The organism is Variovorax sp. Varisp46 (assembly GCF_059491885.1).
Window position 1 is genome coordinate 3,483,674 of record NZ_CP168515.1, and the last position, 18,096, is coordinate 3,501,769.

Below are 18,096 nucleotides of genomic sequence, written 5' to 3' on the forward strand. Positions count from 1 at the left end.
CAGTTTATCCCCGCGAATGCAATCAATACATTCAAGTCATCGCTGCGACCGCGAGCTCGCCACGGGCCAGAACCCTGCCTCGGCGGTTGGCGTGGCCAACGAAATGCCCAAGCGCCTCAAGTAATAGCCAACAGGAACCCCACCATGGACATGCAACTCAAGGGCAAGACCGCCATCGTCACCGGCGCGACGGCCGGCATCGGACTGGCCATCGCCCGCTCCCTGGCGCGCGAAGGCGTGTCGGTCACGATCACCGGACGCAGCCGCGACAAGCTCGATGCGGCAGCCGCCGAAATCATTGGCGCCGCGCCAGGCAGCGAGGTGAAGACCGTCGTCGCCGACCAGAGCACCACCGAAGGGGTGGCAGCATTGATCGGCGCACAGCCGGACACGGACATCCTCGTGAACAACCTCGGCTACTACGAGGCCAAGCCCTTTGCCGATATCACCGACGAAGACTGGCTCCGGATGCTCGACGTCAACGTGATGTCGGGCGTGCGCCTGTCGCGCCACTATTTCCCGCGCATGCTCCAGAAGAACTGGGGCCGGGTGATCTTCATGTCGAGCGAGGTCGGCGCTTTCACGCCGCCGGACATGGTGCACTACGGCGTCAGCAAGTCGGCACAGCTCGCGGTGTCGCGCGGCATGGCCGAACTGACAAAGGGCACCGGCGTCACCGTCAACAGCGTGCTGCCTTCCGCCACCCGCTCGGAAGGCATCGTGGATTACCTGCGGCAGACGGCGCCGCGGGCCGGCATGACCGATACCGAGATCGAGGCCCACTTCTTCCAGACCTATCGGCCCAGTTCCCTGATCGCACGAATGATCGAAGCCGACGAGATCGCGGCCATGGTGACACTGCTTGCGAGCCCCTTGGGCGCGGCGTCGAACGGCGCCGCCGTGCGCGTCGAAGGCGGAACCTTCCGCTCGATCCTTTGAACAGGAAATCCAGCATGCCCAACGATCTCGTCATCGTCGCACTCGTTCAAGCCAAGCCAGGTCACGAAAGAGCGCTCGTCCAGGCCCAGGCGAAGTTGGTTCAGGTCGTACGCGAGCAGCCGGGCTGCATCAGCTACGAACTCCATGAGGCCATCGATCAACCTGGAAGGGTCGTGTTCTTCGAACGGTGGCTCGACCGGACATCCTGGGAGCGCCATATGCGCGGGGGCCACATGGACGCGTTTCGCGCCAATGCGGGTCCTTTGATCGGGGCCTTTGAACTTCTGCAGCTGCGCCAGGTGGCTTGACAGCGGCTTGCCCGGCCATTTCTTTTCACATCAGGTTTCATCATGCGCCATCATTCATTTCGATTCGCGGCCCTCGCGCTGGCCGCCCTACTCCATCACCAGCAAGCCGCCCACGCGGCGGACGGCCTTCCGCTCGAGCGCTGGCGCAGCTACGCCGGCGTGAGCTGGGAGCCCTCGAAGGATGGCAAGGACCCGGCCCCGTTCGCCACCTCGGTCAGCGCCCCCATCGCCGGCCTGCACTTCGATGCAAGAGGCACCGCCTACGTGAGCACGCCACGCCTCGTGTCGGCGTCTGCGCCTGCAACACTCAGCAGGCTCGACACCCGGGCGGAGACCGGTCCCGCACGGCTGACCGCATTTCCTTCGATTTCGGCCAATGCCGTGGCTGCTGCGCCGCAGGACAGCCTGCGCAACGTGCTCGGTTTCCATGTCGACCGCAGGAACGGCTGGCTGTGGGCGCTCGACATGGGTTTCGTCGCCGGTGAGGCCGAGGCTCCCGCAGGTGCCCAGAAAGTGCTGGTGCTTGACCTGAAGTCGGGGCGCACCGTGAAGCGCATCGCGCTGGACGGCGTGGCCGACCGCAAGGGCAGCTTCCTCAACGACATCGCCGTGGACGAGCGCCGCCGCATCGCCTACATCTCCGACAGCGGCATGCGCAGCGCACCCGCCAACATGGTGGGCCTGATCGTCGTGGACTTCGCCTCAGGCGAGGCCCGACGCGTGCTCGACAGGCACCCGAGCCTGCAGATCGAACCCGGCGTCAAGGTCGTCTCCCACGGCGCGGAAGTCTGGCCGGGCAACCCGCTGCTGCTCGGCATCAATGGCATCACGCTGTCGCCCGATGCGCGCACGCTGTACTGGACAGTGACGACGGGAACGCGCGCGCGCTCGGTCCCGACATCGGTCTTGCGCGATGCGGCGTCGAGCGATGAACAGATCGCCTCAGCCATCCGCGATCTCGGCGCAGTAGGCGGCAACACCGACGGGATCGTGACCGACACCAAGGGCAAGCTCTACATCACGGACGTCACCCGCAACGGCATCGTGAAGTACGACCCACGCAGCCGCACGATGTCGCTGATCGCATCCGACGACGGCGTTCAGTGGCCGGATACGCCCGCGATCCTTCCGGATGGAGACCTGGTCTTCACTTCGAGCGCACTGAACAATCACTTCGCCGGTTCGGTCAAGAGCGGCGAGGAGCGCTATGAGTTGTGGCGTCTGCCGCTCAACGGCCGGAAGACCAAGGCCAACTGAAAGTACGGCGGCTTGGAGGTGCCGGATGCGAGGCGCCTGCGTGAAGGCTGCCCATGAGGAACGAACCACTGGACCAGAAGACGCGTAAGTCGTTGATCACGCAGTGCTGCAAAGAGCAGGCAAAAAACAAGGTCGTGGACTTGCCCCTCCAGGTGTGGAGCGTCAAGTCCGTCAGCAGGCGCTTCACGGTGATGCCCAAGCGCGCGTAACAAGCCACCGCATTGCGCAGGAACAGAACCGCCTGCGCCTGTTTCTCGTCTCAGTGCGTGTGTCGATGATGGACATCGGGGTAGTGCGTATGAGCGTGCACCACCGGCTCATGCCGGTGCCAGTGCACGTGCTTCGCCGCAACCGGTGTGCCGTCGGCATGGGCGTGCTGGTGGTGCTCATCGTGCTCGTGCTCGTGAGAGTGCTCCAGTGGCTCATGCATGTGGAGGTGGCCATGGCTTTCGGTCAGATGCAGCCAGACACCGATTGCCATCAGTACGCCGGCCAGCGCGAGCTGAAGGGTGAACGGTTCGCCCAGCAGCCCGATCGCCACAACGGCGCCGAAGAAAGGTGCCACCGAGAAGTACGCGCCGGTCCGCGCGGTTCCAAGGTGTCGCAGTGCGATCACGAACAGGACCAGACTCGTGCCGTAGCTCAGCAGGCCCAGGACGCCGGCGCTTGCGAGAACAACTGCAGAGGGCCAACTGGCCCCGGTGGCCACTGCGAGCGCGAGGTTCGTAGCCCCCGCCACCAGTCCTTTGGTCATGGCGATGAACGAGGCGTCGGTCACCGACACCTTGCGCGTCAGGTTGTTGTCCAAGGCCCAGGCAAGGCAGGCGCCGAGCACCGCCAGCGATGGCCAGAGGGCGCCCGCACGGGCTTCGCTCGGCCAACTGAGGACCATGGCCCCAGCGACGATGGCGACCATGCCCCAGGCAATACGGCGATCGAAGTTCTCCTTGAAAGCAAACCAGGCGATCAGCGCGGTCAGCACCCCTTCGGCGTTGAGCAGCAGGGATGCATCGGCGGCCGCCATGCCTGCCAGGCCGGTCATGAGCAGCAGCGGCCCCAGCATGCCGCCTGCAATCATGGCGCCGGCAAGCCAGCCCGCTTCGGCACGCTGGAGCCGCACGGCCGGGGCACGCGACGCAAGCCGCCAGATCAATAGACCGATACCCGAGCCCAGATAGAGCACCCCGGCGAGCAGCCAAGGGCTGGCATGCGCTAGCAACAGCTTCGCGAAGGGTGTACCGGCGCCAAAGAGCGCTGCCGCGCCAAGGGCGGCACTGACGCCGCGGTGAAACAGGATGCTCATGCTGCGTTTGTAGCGGATTGAGGGGCCTCGTGGCCATCCAGAGATTGCTGTAGCCCAGCACGGTGCCAGACGGTGGCGCCCAAGGCGCAGATGCATCCCGGTCCACGACTTAAGTCCCCGTGGGCAGAAGGCTTGTGCCCGGGAATACCCTCTGTCCCCCCGAAGTCTTCTTGCCTACATTTCTTGTATGCAAGAAAAGGCATTGCTTGCATGCAAAACTTGACAAGACAGACAGGAGACTTCCATGCCCCGCTTCGCCAAATCGCTTTTCGGTCAGGTGGTCATCGCGCTGGTGCTCGGCGTGCTCGCGGGGCTCCTGGCGCCCGAGTACGCCGTCAAGCTCAAGCCGCTCGGTGACGGTTTCATCAAGCTGATCAAGATGATCATCCCGGTGCTGGTGTTCTGCGTGGTGGTGCATGGCATCGCCGGCGCGGGAGACCTCAAGCGCGTGGGCCGGGTGGGCGTGAAGTCGCTCATCTACTTCGAGGTGCTGACCACCATCGCGCTGGCGATGGGCCTGGTGCTGGCCTTCGTGTTCCAGCCCGGCGCGGGCATGAACGTCGATCCCTCCAAGCTCGATGCGACCGCGATGAGCGCCTATGCGTCGAACGCCGACAAGCTCACGAGCGGCGGCACGGTCGACTTCCTGATGAAGCTCATTCCGACCACGGTGGTCAATGCCTTCGCCACCGGCGACGTGCTGCAAGTGCTGCTGTTCGCGGTGCTGTTCGGCTGCGCGCTCACGCTGCTGGGCGATCGCGGCAAGCCGGTGGCGGTGGTGGTCGATGCGCTTTCACTGGTGCTGTTCAAGATCATGGGGATCATCATCAAGCTGGCGCCGCTGGGCGTGCTGGGCGCCATCGCGTTCACCGTGGGGCAGTACGGCATCGGCTCGCTCAAGCAACTGGGCATGCTGGTCGCGCTCTTCTACGGCGCGGTGCTGATCTTCGTGTTCGTGGTGCTCGGGCTCGTGATGCGCATGTCGGGCTTCAGCCTGATCAAGCTGCTGCGCTACCTGCGCGAGGAGCTCACCATCGTCTTCGCCACCACCTCGTCGGACAGCGTGCTGCCGCAGATCATGGCCAAGCTGCGCCGCATGGGCATCCGCGATTCGACCGTCGGCCTCGTGATCCCGACCGGCTACTCGTTCAACCTCGACGCTTTCTCGATCTACATCACGCTGGCGGCCGTGTTCATCGCGCAGGCCACCAACACGCCGATCTCGATGGCCGACCTGCTGACCATTTTGGCGATCGCGCTGGTCACCTCCAAGGGCGCGCACGGCGTGCCGGGTTCGGCCATCGTGGTGCTGGCGGCCACGCTGCACGCGATTCCTGCCATTCCCGCCATCGGTCTGGTGCTGGTGCTGTCGGTCGACTGGTTCATGGGCATCGCCCGCGCGCTGGGCAACCTGATCGGCAACTGCGTGGCGACCGTGGCCATCGCCGCCTGGGAAGGCGACATCGACCGCGAACGCGCCCATGCGGTGCTCAACGGCAGCTATTCGCCCGATGACGAGCCGCTGGCTGAAGCCGATGCCGCGCCCGTGGTAAACCCCAGCACCGCCTCTTCCGGCGCCCGCTGAAAAAGAAAGAACCCCGACAGACATGCCCGCCCCGGACGTCAGCCCCACCGTCATCGCCGAACGCGTCGTCGAGGCCATCCTCGCGCAGAAGCTCGCGCCGGGCGAACGGCTGGGCGAGCAGGCGCTGGCAGAGAACTTCTCGGTGAGCCGCACCATGGTGCGCGAGGCGCTGATGCAGCTGCAGGCTCGCGGTTTTGTCGAAGTGCAGTCGCGCCGCGGCTGGTACGTGGTGGAGCCTTCGGCCGAGGAAGCGCGCGACGCATTCTCGGCACGACGCATCGTCGAGGCCGGCATCCTTGAGGCCAGCGAGGGCCGGCCGCTCGCGAAGGTGATCCGCAAGCTGCGCGACCACATCGCCGACGAACAGCGCGCCATCGAGGGCGCCGACGCGGCCACCCGCGCCTTCCTGCTGGCCGATTTCCACGTCTGCCTCGCCGAGCAGATGGGGCACCAGCTGCTGGTCGACGTGCTGCGCGACCTTACGGCGCGCACCACCCTGGCGGCCACGCTCTACCAGTCGAAGCATGAGGCCGGGCAGTCCTGTGCGGAGCACGGGGCAATCGTCGCAGCGCTCGAGGCCGGGGATACGGCCGGGGCGCGGCGGCTGATGCTGGAGCACATCGGCAATGTCGAGCGGGCGCTCGAGGTGGATGCTGCGGCGGAGCCGGATGCGACCAGCAGGCTGAGGGTTACGCTGGCGCCGGTGGCGTTGCCGCGGGCGCGGCGGTGAGTCGCGGGGGTTTGCGCCCCGCAACGCTGGTACGGCCGTAAGCAACGCCAGTTAAATGGCTTTGCCTATTTCAGGCTATCGATCCATTCGCTCAAAGCGCCAGCCAACATCCTAGTGAAAACCGCCTTATCACCATCGACTGCACTCGATCAGGTTGCCGTTCATTCCACTTGTTGCGGCGGCTCGCCTAGTCTTCCAACCTCTCCAGGGTGCGGCGTTGCGGCCGGCAAGTCGTGCGGCCGGAAACTCGCCAAGACAAGAGAGGGGAAACGCTCAGCGTCGCTTTGGCAGTTCCGTGGGCTTCACGATACAAGTGGTTGGAGCCCTCTCAGACACACAAGAACCGCTGGCATATGTCGCGATCAAAGGCGGACGTCAATGCTGTGACGTCCATAAACTAGTTCCACGTCAGACCCAAATCCTCTTGACGACGGTGCATGCCCCGTCAGCTTTTCATAAAGCGAGTGCAAGTAGCCCGGCTTGTCTTCCACTTCGTCTAGCGGCACCTCATGAGGCACCACCGAGCGCCAGTACTTTTCGATATTGCCCGATGACAGGATGAACTCGATCGCATCCAGCACTCGTTGTTGGCTCTCCGGTCCGAAACGGTCGAAGTCAGCCTTCATCGCATCAAACAGCTTGGCGCGGCAGCCTCCATCGTTGATATAGAAATCATCCAGCTCGTCATCGCTCATGATGTGCAAGAAGTAATTCAACTTGGAAATGTAGTCAGGGAAAATTTGCATGTTTAAGGTGTTGGAAGTTGCGGAAATGCCGTTCGAATTTCTCCGTTCCTACCTCGATAGACGGTCGCTTGCGTAGTGGTCTCGGGACAACCGCCTCCTGCCCTGTATCCCTCACCTATCACACGTCCCATATCGACCGTCGCCTCGTTTTCTCCAGTTTGGTTCATTTTCTGAATCGCACGCTGAATGGCGTCGAGCTGATCAACGTGACTTAAAAAGCGAGTCGAGTCAACTGGGCGAGGTCGCCTCGGGCACGGGTTATCCGGGGGGATACCAGTCCTCGCCCGATGCTCCTGTTGCTGCATCGTGGTTTGGGCCCCATGCCGAGAGTTCGCATGCCCCCCTCCTCTAGCATCTATGCCCTGTAGGATTTTCTCTGCGCGCCGGTTAGCCCGGTTGCCGGCCAAGCCTAGTGGATCAATCCACTCAAGGGGATTCGATGCGTACTGATGGACGTTGATGCCACCTTCTAAGCCAATCGGATCCGTAGAGATGAATCGCCCGCTCGCCGGGTCGTAATACCGATACCGGTTGTAGTGCAACCCAGTCTCTTCATCCCAATACTGCCCCTGAAACCGAATCGGATTCCGAAACCCCGCTTTCCTCCCCGCCTCACTGATCGCCTGCCTAGCCTCTCCCCAAGCCCTGTAGCTCGCCGACCACGCCACACGCCCCTCATGATCCGTCAGCTCTTGCGGCGTGCCCAGATGGTCGCACTGGTAGAAGGCGATTTCTTCCTTGCCGAATGGCGCAGGCGTTCGACTTTGTTCGCCATTCCATAGCGGGTCCAGTTCGATGTCGTAGCGCCCGCCGTTGTCGGCCATCAGCGCCTTCACATCCGTCGTCTGGCTCAACACGACTGCCTGCGCCTGCCTGATCTGCAGCAGCGGCACGAACGAGCCGGGTTCATGGATGTAGTGAACGCTGTCACCATGCCACGCGTGCTCCCGCCAACCCTCTGTGCTTTGCGTGCTCTCGAAGGCCAGCGTGTCCCCGTCCCAGCCGAACAAGGTGCAGGCGTGCCTCGTGCGCTTGGCGATGCGCCGGCCAAGCGGGTCGTAGCTAAAGGTCGTGGTTTCGCCGAAGGTCTCGGCGCTGCGCATGCGGTTGTAGCCGTCCCAGGTGAACACCGTCTTTTCGCCGTTGCGGCTGCGCTCGATCAGGTTGCCGCGCTCATCCCACTTGTAGCGGGTGCCGGCGTAGTCCTTCAGCAGGTTGTCCATCAGCTTGCCTGCCATGCTGCGGCCGTCACTGCCCGGGCGAACGGCAACACGATTGGTGATGCGGCCCGCCGGTTGAGCGGCGCCTTCCGCGTCTGGAGAGGGGTTGCCGATGTTCCCCGCTGGATCGAACGCGAACGTCTCCCGTCCCAAGCGGCCGTTGGCTTCGAGCAGTCGCCCTACCGGGTCATAGCGGTAGCTGAGGTTGCCACGCCGGCTGTCGCCGATGGCGATCAACTGGCCAGCCTTGTCGTATTGGTAGCTGCGGCGAATGCCGGTGGCTCCGAGGGCGCCGCGCCCGGTCTGGGATATCTGCTGCTCCAGCAATCGGCCGGCCGGATCGTAGTGCTGCTCCTGTGTGAGTCCGTTGCCCTGCTCGCGCGCAATCTCGCGGTGCAGGTCGTCGCGCTTGAAGCCCAGGGTGTCTTGCCCGTCGACGAGCAATCCGTGCACGTGGCCAGAGCCATAGGTGAGCCATCGAGTGACGTGACCGTCTGGGCGGATGGTCGCGATGCGCTGATTGAGTTCGTCGTAGCCGTGCTGCCAGACCGCGGTGCGAGCGCCCTCCAGGTAGTGCTGATGCTCGCGCGTCAGGTTGCCCGCGGGGTCGTAGAACCATTGCAGCTTGGCGTCGCTGTTGCCGGCCTCGACCAATCGGCCGTTTCGATCGTAGGCAAAGCTCTCGGCAACGCCGCCGGCGCTGCGCTCGGTCAGGCGGCCGACAGGGTCGAATTGCAGCAGCGTGGTGTGTTCGCCCTCGACCACTTCCGACAGCACGCCCGTGGATTCGTCATAGCGGTACCGTGTGGTCTTGCGGTCGAAGCCGGTTTCTTCCAGCAACCGGCCCACGGGGTCGTAGCGGAAGTCGTAACTGCTGCCGTTCTCGTTATGCAGTTCGCTCAAGCATCCCAGCAGGTCCCAGCGGTATTTGAGCGTGTGCCCGGCCGCATCGGTGCGCCTGGACACGAGACCGGAGCGCGTGTAGTCATAGCTCGTCCTGCGCCCCAGCGCATCGGTGTGCGCAAGCAGGCGTCCCTCGGCGTCGTGCACGAAATGCTCGCTGCTGTTGTCTGGCAGGGTGATTTCCTCGAGTCGGCCCGGACGGTTGGCGTTCGCTGCGGCGGTGGCCTTCCCCGGTTCGTCCGCCGTCGTGTAGCGATACCGCGTGCGAGAGCCTGGCGATGGCCCCGTCGATGAAGGTCTCCAGCTCCCCGACGATGGACGCATTCAGGTGTCCCACGAGCGTGGTGACGATGGTCTCGCCAAGATTCCTGGCCCCATGCATGAGTTCCTGCTTCACCAGGTGCAGCGTGGGCCGCAGGCTCATGCGCGCTGCGGCCATGGTGGGCGGTGCAGGAATCAGGCCGATGAGATTGATGCCCAGGCTGGCCCAGTTCAGGAACCTGGTGACGGCATCGGTCGACTTCTTCTCGAGGATGGTGACGATGTCGAGAAACACATCCACCAGCGCCATGATGTTGCCCACGATGGGGATGCTGCCCAGCACCGTGGTCAGCCGATCGAGCGTGACGTAGCCGCCGGTGAAGGACCGCAGCCATTCGTCCACCACCTTGCTCGCGGCGGCGATATCTTCCTTGGCGATGGTGTTCAGCGGGGCGACGGCCGTCTGAGGCTCGCGCTCGGCAATCGATGTCGGTGCGGGCTGGCCTTGATGTGTGCCCGATGGTGGCCGCTGCGGCGTGCCTGGTCCCATTGTCCAGTCTCCCTGACTGCGTCTGTTGATGTCGTGAAAATCAATTGGGAAAGAAAAGAGGCTCGGCCGCGCCTGCGCGCGGAACCGTCTGTGCAATCGGGCTGCCGGCTTGCGGAGTTACGGCGCCTCTGCCGACGGGATCGGAGTCCGGACGTGCAGGACCATTGCCGAATCAATGCATGCAGACGCGACAAAGATCCAGGGGCAATTCGTTCTGCACGAATAGCAATTGCAAATTGAGCTCACGCTCACCTCCCTCTCTTATTTCTTGCAGACAATCCTAGAACTCAAGCCGACGCGAATGCGGCCATCTGAAATAAACGAGCGAGCTTTGGTGCGATTTATCTCGATATTCCCAACGCAAGAAAGCAGATCCTCGATGGATCGAGCGAGCCGCAGCTGGCGGACGGCTTCTGCCGCCGCTGCGCTCGGCTACAGTCCGAGACACCTATGAACTCACCCCAACTCCAGCGCGGCGTGTTCCTCGCCCTGCTCGCCGCCGTGACCGTCGCCTTCCTCTGGGTGCTGATGCCGTTCTTCGGCGCGGTGCTGTGGGGCGTGGCGCTGGCGATCCTGTTCACGCCGCTCTACAAATGGCTGCTGAAGAAGATGCGCGGCAAACCCAATTTCGCGGCGCTGTCGACGCTGGCCATCTGCCTGTTCATCGTGATCCTGCCGCTGGCCATGGTGGGCGTTTCGCTGGTGCAGGAGATCGCGCTGGTCACGCAAAGCATCCGTTCCGGGCAGCTCAACTTCGCGGCCTACTTCCAGCAGATCCTGGACGCCTCGCCGCAGTGGCTGCTGAACCTGGTCGAACGCTTCAACCTCGGCGACATGGCGGCCTGGCAGGCGCGCATCTCGGCCGCCGCCGGGCAGGCCAGCCAGGTCATCGCGAGCCAGGCGCTCGCCATCGGCCAGAACACCTTCGACTTCATCGTCAGCTTCTTCGTGATGCTGTACCTGCTGTACTTCCTGGTGCGCGACGGCACAACGCTGTCGAAGACGATGCGCGACGCGGTGCCGCTGGCCAAGCCGCACACGCACTACCTGCTCAACAAGTTCACCACCGTGATCCGCGCCACCGTGAAGGGCAACGTGGCGGTGGCCGTCGCGCAGGGCGCGCTCGGCGGGCTGGCGTTCTGGTTCCTCGGCGTGCAGGGTGCACTGCTGTGGGCGGTGCTGATGGCCTTCCTGTCGCTGCTGCCCGCCGTGGGCGCGGCGCTGATCTGGGGGCCGGTGGCCATCTACTTCCTGGCCACGGGCCATTTCTGGCAGGGCGGCGTGCTGATCTTCGTGGGCGTGTTCGTAATCGGCCTGGTCGACAACATCCTGCGCCCCGTGCTGGTGGGCAAGGACACGCAGATGCCCGACTACATCGTGCTGATGTCGACCATCGGCGGCATGGCGATCTTCGGCATCAACGGCTTCGTGATCGGGCCGGTGATCGCGGCGCTGTTCATGGCGGCGTGGAGCCTGTTCGCCGATTCGGGGCACGTGGGCAACGGCCACGAGGCGGCCGAAGGCGCGGAAGGCGCCGAAAACAGCGGCAAGAAGAAGGGCTGAGGCAGGCGCGGGCACCCGCCCGCTCCTCCGTTCGGCCCCGTTCCGCTCCCGTTTCATCCCCACCGCGCGCATTTCGCGCGCGCAATCCTGCGTTTCGTCACATGGCGCTGGGCACCGTGCCCGGCCTGCGAGATCGTCGGACCTCCAACTTCCAACGAGGCCCGCCATGCAACTTCCCGCATTCATGTCCCGCCCGGCCGTGCACTCCCTGTGCGCCGTCGCGATCCTCCTGCCCGCCGCCGCCTTCGCCGCCGACCTGAGCCTGAGCGTCGCCGACGGCCCCACTGCCAACGCCACGCTCTACGTCGCGCTGTACAGCGACGCCGCCAGCTACGCCGACAGCAAGGCCGTGGCCTCGCAGACCGCGCCGATGCAGGACGGCAAGGCCCGCCTCGTGTTCGCGGGGCTGGCGCCCGGACGCTACGCGCTGCGCGCATTCGCCGACGAGAACGGCAACGGCAAGCTCGACACCAACCTCATGGGCATGCCGATCGAGCGCTACGGCTTCTCGAACGACGCCAAGGGCAACCGCGCCGCGCCCGACTTCGAGGCCGCCGCGATCGCCGTCGACGCCGACCTGCAGACCGTCATCCACCTGCGCTGAGGAGCAGGACGCCATGGAACGACGCGAACTCCTGCGCCTGCTGGCTTCGGCCGGCGCCCTGCCCCTGCTGGCACCGCTGGCGCGCGCAGCCGGCACGGACGATTGGCAGACTCAGTTCGAAGCTGCCGGCGCCCCCTGGAAGACCGGCTTCGCCACGCCTGCCGACGACTTCCCGCTCACCCGCGCCACGGTGCGCGGACGCTTCCCCGATGCCGTGGCAGGCACGCTGTTCCGTATCGGCCCGGCCGGCCACGACCTGGGCGGCGAGCGCTACCACCACTGGTTCGACGGCGACGGCATGGTGCACCGCTTCGTGATCGAGGGTGCCGACGTGCGGCACCAGGGCCGCTATGTCGCCACGCCCAAGCGCGTGGCCGAAGTGAAGGCCGGCCGCCGCCTGTTCGAGGCCTTCGGCACCATGCCGCCGGGCGTGGAGCCGCCGACCTCTGCCGACAGCATCAACGTCGCCAACACCAGCGTGCTGCCGATGCGCGGCGAGGTGCTGGCGCTATGGGAAGGCGGTTCGGCCACGCGCATCGACGCGCTCACGCTCGACACGCTGGGCGTGAAGACCTGGCGCGCCGACCTCGCGGGCATGCCGTTCTCGGCCCACCCCAAGGTCGATCCGGACGGCACGGTGTGGAATTTCGGCGTGAGTTCGGGCCAGGGCCTGCTGGCGCTGTACGAGATTGCACCCGAAGGCGCGCTGCGGCGCGCGGCCGTGGTGCCGGTGGCCGACATGCCGATGGTCCACGACTTCGCCGTGACCGAGCGGCACCTGGTGTTCCTGCTGCCGCCGCTGGTCTACGACAGCAAGCGCAAGGCCGCCGGCGCGAGCTTTCTCGACGCCCACGTCTGGCGGCCGGAGCTCGGCATGCGCGCGCTGGTCATCGACAAGCGGAACTGGGAGCGCCGCCAGGTGCTCGCGCTGCCGGCCGGCTTCCTGTTCCACGTCGGCAACGCCTGGGAGGAAGACACGCCGCGCGGCACGCAGATCCACATCGACTACGTGCGCTCGGACAATGCCGACTCGGTGTTCGTCACCAGCCGCGAACTGATGCGCGCTCGCCGCGTGAAGACCACCGAGCCGCACCTGACCGTGGCCACGCTGAACCTGTCCACGGAGCGCGCCACGCAGGAGACGCTGGCGCAGGAAGCCGAGTTCCCGCGCATCGACCCGCGCCGCGTCGGCCTGCGCCATCGCCAGGTGGTGCACGCCACGCAGATCCGGCGCGACCTGCCCGGCTTCGGCTCGATCGCGCGCACCGACGTCGAGACCGGCCGCAGCCAGCGCTACAGCTACGGCGCGCAGGCCATGGTGGAAGAACACGTCTTCGTACCCGACGGCTCGAAGCCGGGTTGGGTGCTGGGCACGGTGCTCGACTTCGGCAGGCAGAAGACGGTGCTGTCGTGCTTCGCGGCCGACAACCTCGCGGCGGGACCGGTGGCGCAGGCCACACTGCCCTACGCCCTGCCGCTGGGCCTGCACGGTGCCTTCGTGGCGACGTGAAGCGTGCCGGTGGGCCTGGTGCTCAGGCCGCCGCCCACCAGCCTTCGTCGAAGCGCCCCTGCAGGAAGGCCACGAAGCCCGACACCTTGCCCGGCACCAGCTTGGGCGACGGGAAGACGGCGTGTATCTCCTGCTCGGGCAGCGCATGGTCGCCGAGCACCTCGCGCACCTTGCCGGCGGCCAGCGAGTCGCTGGCCACGTAGCGCGGCATCAGCGCGATGCCCAGGCCGTCGCGCGCCGCCGCCAGCACGGCCGAGAGGTTGTTCGAGCGGAAGCGGCCCGATACCGGCACCGTGACCGGCTCGCCCCTGGGCGTGTGCATGCGCCAGAACTCGTCGCCCACCACGCTGCTGTAGATGAGAGCCACGTGCGCGCTGAGGTCCTGCGCGCGCTTCGGCGTGCCGTGCTTCTTCAGGTAGGCGGGCGAGGCGACCATCACCCACGGATTGGCGCCCAGGTAGCGCGCGCCCAATGACGAGTCGGCCAGCTTGCCCATGCGGATGGCCACGTCGATGCCCTGCGCGATGAGGTCGACGTAGCGGTCCTCGAAGCTCAGGTCGAGCTGCACCTGCGGATGCCGGCGCATGTACTCGAGCGCCAGCGGCACCACCACGCGCCGCCCGAACGCCACCGAGGTGCCCACGCGCAGCAGCCCCTGCGCCTGGTTCTGCCGCAGCTGCACGATGCTGTCGGCCTCCTCGGCCTCGCGCACGATGGTCTTGCACTTCTCGTAGTAGAGCGCGCCCGGCTCGGTGAGGCTCACGCCGCGCGTGTTGCGGTTGAGCAGGCGCACCTTCAGCCGCTCCTCGGTGGCCGCGATCTGCTTGGTCACCGTGGGCTGCGTGGTGTTGAACTCGCGCGCGGCCTTCGAGAAGCTGCCCATCTCGACAACGCGCACGAACATTTCCATTGCAAGCAATCTGTCCATGGGCCGGATGGTAGTCACTTATTCCAGCCTGGAATAGGTTTTATGGTCCGCAGCCGTCTTCTTGGAATCCGCCCGGATTCCTACAGTGAGCCCATCCCAAAGGAGACTTCACAATGGCAAAGATGACAGCGGTCCAGGCCGCGGTTCTGGTGATGGAGAAGGAAGGCGTGACGCAGGCCTTCGGCGTGCCGGGCGCGGCGATCAACCCGATGTATTCGGCCCTGCGCCAGCGCGGCAGCATCGCGCACATCCTCGCGCGGCACGTGGAAGGCGCCTCGCACATGGCCGAGGGCTACACCCGCGCGGTGGCCGGCAACATCGGCGTGTGCATCGGCACCTCGGGCCCGGCGGGCACGGACATGATCACGGGCCTGTACTCGGCCTGGGCCGATTCGATTCCCATCCTCTGCATCACCGGCCAGGCGCCGCGCGCACGGCTCTACAAGGAAGACTTCCAGGCGGTCGACATCGAGTCGATCTCCAAGCCCGTCACCAAGTGGTCGGTCACGGTGCGCGAGCCCGGCCAGGTGCCGCAGGTGTTCCAGCAGGCCTTCCACCTGATGCGCTCGGGCCGCCCGGGCCCGGTGCTGATCGACCTGCCCTTCGACGTGCAGATGGCGCAGATCGAGTTCGATATCGACAGCTACGAACCGCTCAAGCCCTACAAGCCGGCCGCCACGCGTGCCCAGATCGAGAAGGCCATCGGCATGCTCAACGCGGCCGAGCGCCCGCTGATCGTGGCCGGCGGCGGCGTCATCAACGCCGATGCATCCGACCTGCTGGTGCGCTTTGCCGAAGCGACCGGCGTGCCGGTGATTCCCACGCTCATGGGCTGGGGCTCCATTCCGGACAACCACCCGCTCATGGCCGGCATGTGCGGCCTGCAGACCAGCCACCGCTACGGCAACGCCACGATGCTGGCCAGCGACTTCGTGCTGGGCATCGGCAACCGCTGGGCTAACCGCCACACGGGCTCGGTCGACGTCTACACCAAGGGCCGGACCTTCGTGCACGTGGACATCGAGCCCACGCAGATCGGCCGCGTGTTCACGCCCGATTTCGGCATCGTGTCCGACGCCAAGGCCGCGCTGGAGCTCTTCGTGGAGGTCGCCGAGGAAATGAAGGCCGCAGGCCGCCTGCCCGACCGCCGCGACTGGGCCAGGCAATGCATCGAGCGCAAGAAGACCATGCTGCGCAAGACCAACTTCGACGACGTGCCGATGAAGCCGCAACGCGTGTACCAGTGCATGAACAACAACTTCAGCAACGACACATGCTACGTGAGCACCATCGGGCTCTCGCAGATCGCGGCCGCGCAGTTCCTGCACGTGTACAACCCGCGCCACTGGATCAACTGCGGCCAGGCCGGCCCGCTGGGCTGGACCATTCCCGCCGCGCTGGGCGTACGCGCCGCCGACCCGGCGCGCAAGATCGTCGCGCTGTCGGGCGACTACGACTTCCAGTTCATGCTCGAGGAGCTGGCCGTGGGCGCGCAGTTCAAGCTGCCGTACATCCACATCGTGGTCAACAACTCCTACCTCGGCCTGATCCGCCAGGCGCAGCGCGGCTTCGAGATGGACTACTGCGTGCAGCTCGCGTTCGACAACATCAACGCCGGCCCTGACGCCGGCATCGAGAGCAGCTACGGCGTGGACCACCTCAAAGTGGTCGAAGGCCTGGGCTGCAAGGCGATCCGCGTGAACCGGCAGGAAGAGATCGCACCGGCCATCCGCCGCGCCGAAGCGCTGATGGCGGAGTTCAGCGTGCCGGTGGTGATCGAGGTGATGCTGGAGCGCGTGACCAACATCGCGATGGGCACCGAGATCGACAACATCACTGAGTTCGAGCCGCTGGCCGAGACGCTGGCCGATGCGCCGACCGCCGTCGCGGCCCTGCTCGACTGAAAAGAAGGAAGAGAAAAGACATGCCCAAGTTCGCAGCCAACCTCACGATGCTCTTCACCGAGCTGCCTTTCATGCAACGCTTCGAGGCCGCCGCCAAGGCGGGTTTCGAAGGCGTGGAGTACCTCTTCCCCTACCCCTTCGAGAAGAAGGAACTCGCTGCCGCCCTGCGCGACAACGGCCTGCAGCAGGTGCTGCACAACCTGCCGGCCGGCGACTGGGACAAGGGCGAGCGCGGCATCGCCTGCCACCCCGACCGCACCGGCGAGTTCGCCGAGGGCATCGCCATGGCGATCGACTACGCGACCGCGCTCGGCTGCCCGCAGGTCAACTGCCTCGTCGGCAAGGTGCCCGCGGGCGTGACCACCGAGGCCGCGCACAAGACGGTGGTCGCGAACCTGCGCCTCGCCGCACGCGAACTCGAAGCGGCCGGCCTGCGCCTGCTGATCGAGCCCATCAACACCTTCGACATACCGGGCTTCTTCCTCACGCGCACCGACCAGGCGCTGGCGCTGATCGACGAAGTCGGTTCGTCCAACCTGCGCGTGCAGTACGACATCTACCACGCGCAGCGCATGGAAGGCGAACTGGGCAACACGCTCACGAAGAATTTGCCGCGCATCGGCCATATCCAGCTGGCCGACAACCCGGGCCGCGGCGAGCCGGGCACGGGCGAGATCAACTACCCGTGGCTCTTCCGGCACATCGATTCGCTCGGCTACGACGGCTGGATCGGGTGCGAATACAAGCCCCGCGCCACCACAGTGGAAGGCCTCGGATGGCGCCAGGCACTCACCCAACAGCAATAAGCATCGGACAAGGAAACAGAGACATGACAACCCAGAAAAAAATCGGATTCATCGGCCTCGGCATCATGGGCGCGCCCATGGCGGGGCACCTGCTCGACGCGGGCCACCAGCTCTTCGTGAACACGCATGGCAACACGCCCGAGCCCTTCATCTCGAAGGCCACCATCTGCGCCTCGGCGGCCGAAGTGACGCGCCAGGCCGACGTGGTCTTCATCATGGTGCCGGACACGCCCGACGTGGAGAAGGTGCTGTTCGGCGCGCCCGGTACCGAAGGCGTGGCCGACGGCCTGAAGGGCTCCAGCGGCAAGATCGTGGTGGACTGCAGCTCCATCGACCCGATCGCCACCAAGGACTTCGCCAGGCGCATCGTCGCGCTCGGCGCCGGCTACATCGACGCGCCGGTCTCCGGCGGCGAGGTGGGCGCCAAGGCCGCCAGCCTCACGATCATGTGCGGCGGCGACGAAGGCACCTTCGGCCGCGTGAAGCCGCTGCTCGACAAGATGGGCAAGAACGTCACGCTCGTGGGCGGCGCCGGCGACGGCCAGGTCTGCAAGGTGGCCAACCAGATCATCGTGGCGCTGAACATCGCTGCCGTGGGCGAGGCGCTGGTGTTCGCCTCGAAGGCGGGCGCCGACCCGGCCAAGGTGCGCCAGGCGCTGATGGGCGGCTTCGCGAGCTCGCGCATCCTCGAAGTGCACGGCGAGCGGATGATCAAGCGCACCTTCGCGCCGGGCTTTCGCATCGCGCTGCACCAGAAGGACCTGAACCTCGCGATGCAGAGCGCGCGCTCGCTGGGCGTGGCGCTGCCGCAGACGGCCGGCGCGGCGCAGCTCATGAACGCCTGCGCTGCACTGGGCTACGGCCAGCTCGACCACTCGGCGCTGGTGCGCGCGCTGGAGGCGCTGGCGCAGCACACGGTGACCCCGGACTGACCAGGCTCTCCCCGAGGCTTCGCGCACTTCGTGTCGCTTCGCCAACC

The 18,096-nt window shown here is 65.8% G+C and carries 16 protein-coding genes; 11 read left to right on the top strand and 5 right to left on the bottom strand.

Annotated elements, in window-relative coordinates:
• Positions 1-144: 144 nt before the first annotated feature.
• Genes ACEN9N_RS16355 through ACEN9N_RS16365 form a run of 3 tightly spaced genes read left to right on the top strand, consistent with a single transcriptional unit; the run spans position 145 to position 2,504 of the window.
• Entirely contained in the window at positions 145-939 is a 795-nt protein-coding gene (locus tag ACEN9N_RS16355; protein WP_495654010.1) for an SDR family NAD(P)-dependent oxidoreductase, read from the top strand.
• Positions 940-953: 14 nt separating this feature from the next.
• Positions 954-1,247: a putative quinol monooxygenase gene (locus ACEN9N_RS16360; protein WP_413313746.1), complete on the top strand. Its 294-nt coding sequence runs from the start codon at positions 954-956 to the stop codon at positions 1,245-1,247.
• A 42-nt stretch (positions 1,248-1,289) separates the two neighbouring features.
• A complete protein-coding gene (locus tag ACEN9N_RS16365; RefSeq protein WP_495654011.1) occupies positions 1,290-2,504 on the top strand; it encodes an L-dopachrome tautomerase-related protein in 1,215 nt (404 codons plus the stop codon).
• A gap of 259 nt (positions 2,505-2,763) precedes the next feature.
• On the opposite strand, the gene ACEN9N_RS16370 is transcribed toward ACEN9N_RS16365, so the two are convergent.
• Positions 2,764-3,807 carry a DMT family transporter gene (locus ACEN9N_RS16370; RefSeq protein ID WP_495654012.1) on the bottom strand — a complete coding sequence of 348 codons (1,044 nt, stop codon included), beginning with the start codon at positions 3,805-3,807 and terminating at the stop codon, positions 2,764-2,766.
• Positions 3,808-4,051: 244 nt separating this feature from the next.
• Here ACEN9N_RS16370 and ACEN9N_RS16375 point away from each other — a divergent pair, with 244 nt between their 5' ends.
• Positions 4,052-5,392 (top strand): C4-dicarboxylate transporter DctA, encoded by a 1,341-nt coding sequence (locus ACEN9N_RS16375; protein ID WP_007839028.1) that lies wholly within the window; start codon positions 4,052-4,054, stop codon positions 5,390-5,392.
• A gap of 22 nt (positions 5,393-5,414) precedes the next feature.
• On the top strand, positions 5,415-6,122 hold the full coding sequence (locus tag ACEN9N_RS16380; RefSeq protein ID WP_007839027.1) for a GntR family transcriptional regulator: 708 nt from the start codon (positions 5,415-5,417) through the stop codon (positions 6,120-6,122).
• A gap of 362 nt (positions 6,123-6,484) precedes the next feature.
• Here the strand turns inward: ACEN9N_RS16380 and ACEN9N_RS16385 are convergent, their stop codons facing one another.
• Genes ACEN9N_RS16385 through ACEN9N_RS16395 form a run of 3 tightly spaced genes read right to left on the bottom strand, consistent with a single transcriptional unit; the run spans position 6,485 to position 9,802 of the window.
• Positions 6,485-6,868, bottom strand: coding sequence for a hypothetical protein (locus ACEN9N_RS16385; RefSeq protein WP_007839025.1), 384 nt, complete (start codon positions 6,866-6,868; stop codon positions 6,485-6,487).
• A gap of 2 nt (positions 6,869-6,870) precedes the next feature.
• Entirely contained in the window at positions 6,871-9,138 is a 2,268-nt protein-coding gene (locus tag ACEN9N_RS16390; RefSeq protein WP_495654013.1) for an RHS repeat-associated core domain-containing protein, read from the bottom strand.
• Positions 9,074-9,802 carry a hypothetical protein gene (locus ACEN9N_RS16395; protein ID WP_007839022.1) on the bottom strand — a complete coding sequence of 243 codons (729 nt, stop codon included), beginning with the start codon at positions 9,800-9,802 and terminating at the stop codon, positions 9,074-9,076. Before ACEN9N_RS16395 ends, ACEN9N_RS16390 begins: the two co-directional genes overlap by 65 nt.
• Positions 9,803-10,252: 450 nt before the next feature.
• On the opposite strand from ACEN9N_RS16395, the gene ACEN9N_RS16400 reads away from it, so the two are divergent.
• The 3 genes from ACEN9N_RS16400 to ACEN9N_RS16410 all read left to right on the top strand — a co-directional run bounded on the left by ACEN9N_RS16400 (position 10,253) and on the right by ACEN9N_RS16410 (position 13,479).
• On the top strand, positions 10,253-11,365 hold the full coding sequence (locus tag ACEN9N_RS16400; RefSeq protein ID WP_413332939.1) for an AI-2E family transporter: 1,113 nt from the start codon (positions 10,253-10,255) through the stop codon (positions 11,363-11,365).
• A gap of 166 nt (positions 11,366-11,531) precedes the next feature.
• Entirely contained in the window at positions 11,532-11,969 is a 438-nt protein-coding gene (locus tag ACEN9N_RS16405) for a DUF2141 domain-containing protein (protein ID WP_495654014.1), read from the top strand.
• Between the two features lie 13 nt (positions 11,970-11,982).
• Positions 11,983-13,479 (top strand): carotenoid oxygenase family protein, encoded by a 1,497-nt coding sequence (locus tag ACEN9N_RS16410; RefSeq protein WP_495654015.1) that lies wholly within the window; start codon positions 11,983-11,985, stop codon positions 13,477-13,479.
• A gap of 22 nt (positions 13,480-13,501) precedes the next feature.
• On the opposite strand, the gene ACEN9N_RS16415 is transcribed toward ACEN9N_RS16410, so the two are convergent.
• Entirely contained in the window at positions 13,502-14,407 is a 906-nt protein-coding gene (locus ACEN9N_RS16415; RefSeq protein WP_413313739.1) for a LysR family transcriptional regulator, read from the bottom strand.
• Between the two features lie 113 nt (positions 14,408-14,520).
• Here ACEN9N_RS16415 and gcl point away from each other — a divergent pair, with 113 nt between their 5' ends.
• The 3 genes from gcl to ACEN9N_RS16430 are packed head-to-tail and all read left to right on the top strand — an operon-like array spanning position 14,521 to position 18,049.
• Positions 14,521-16,311 (top strand): glyoxylate carboligase, encoded by a 1,791-nt coding sequence (gene gcl, locus ACEN9N_RS16420; protein ID WP_495654016.1) that lies wholly within the window; start codon positions 14,521-14,523, stop codon positions 16,309-16,311.
• A gap of 20 nt (positions 16,312-16,331) precedes the next feature.
• Complete coding sequence (gene hyi / locus ACEN9N_RS16425; RefSeq protein WP_495654017.1) at positions 16,332-17,117, top strand: hydroxypyruvate isomerase; 786 nt, start codon at positions 16,332-16,334, stop codon at positions 17,115-17,117.
• A 23-nt stretch (positions 17,118-17,140) separates the two neighbouring features.
• Positions 17,141-18,049: a 2-hydroxy-3-oxopropionate reductase gene (locus tag ACEN9N_RS16430; RefSeq protein ID WP_495654018.1), complete on the top strand. Its 909-nt coding sequence runs from the start codon at positions 17,141-17,143 to the stop codon at positions 18,047-18,049.
• The last annotated feature ends 47 nt before the right edge of the window (positions 18,050-18,096 follow it).

Bases quoted from the DNA above. Each gene is read 5' to 3' on its own strand.
- hyi (WP_495654017.1), top strand. From the start codon at position 16,332: ATGCCCAAGTTCGCAGCCAACCTCACGATGCTCTTCACCGAGCTGCCT.
- ACEN9N_RS16415 (WP_413313739.1), bottom strand. From the start codon at position 14,407: ATGGACAGATTGCTTGCAATGGAAATGTTCGTGCGCGTTGTCGAGATG.
- ACEN9N_RS16395 (WP_007839022.1), bottom strand. From the start codon at position 9,802: ATGGGACCAGGCACGCCGCAGCGGCCACCATCGGGCACACATCAAGGC.
- ACEN9N_RS16375 (WP_007839028.1), top strand. From the start codon at position 4,052: ATGCCCCGCTTCGCCAAATCGCTTTTCGGTCAGGTGGTCATCGCGCTG.
- ACEN9N_RS16370 (WP_495654012.1), bottom strand. From the start codon at position 3,807: ATGAGCATCCTGTTTCACCGCGGCGTCAGTGCCGCCCTTGGCGCGGCA.
- ACEN9N_RS16355 (WP_495654010.1), top strand. From the start codon at position 145: ATGGACATGCAACTCAAGGGCAAGACCGCCATCGTCACCGGCGCGACG.
- ACEN9N_RS16405 (WP_495654014.1), top strand. From the start codon at position 11,532: ATGCAACTTCCCGCATTCATGTCCCGCCCGGCCGTGCACTCCCTGTGC.
- ACEN9N_RS16430 (WP_495654018.1), top strand. From the start codon at position 17,141: ATGACAACCCAGAAAAAAATCGGATTCATCGGCCTCGGCATCATGGGC.
- ACEN9N_RS16360 (WP_413313746.1), top strand. From the start codon at position 954: ATGCCCAACGATCTCGTCATCGTCGCACTCGTTCAAGCCAAGCCAGGT.
- ACEN9N_RS16410 (WP_495654015.1), top strand. From the start codon at position 11,983: ATGGAACGACGCGAACTCCTGCGCCTGCTGGCTTCGGCCGGCGCCCTG.
- ACEN9N_RS16385 (WP_007839025.1), bottom strand. From the start codon at position 6,868: ATGCAAATTTTCCCTGACTACATTTCCAAGTTGAATTACTTCTTGCAC.
- ACEN9N_RS16400 (WP_413332939.1), top strand. From the start codon at position 10,253: ATGAACTCACCCCAACTCCAGCGCGGCGTGTTCCTCGCCCTGCTCGCC.
- ACEN9N_RS16365 (WP_495654011.1), top strand. From the start codon at position 1,290: ATGCGCCATCATTCATTTCGATTCGCGGCCCTCGCGCTGGCCGCCCTA.
- gcl (WP_495654016.1), top strand. From the start codon at position 14,521: ATGGCAAAGATGACAGCGGTCCAGGCCGCGGTTCTGGTGATGGAGAAG.
- ACEN9N_RS16380 (WP_007839027.1), top strand. From the start codon at position 5,415: ATGCCCGCCCCGGACGTCAGCCCCACCGTCATCGCCGAACGCGTCGTC.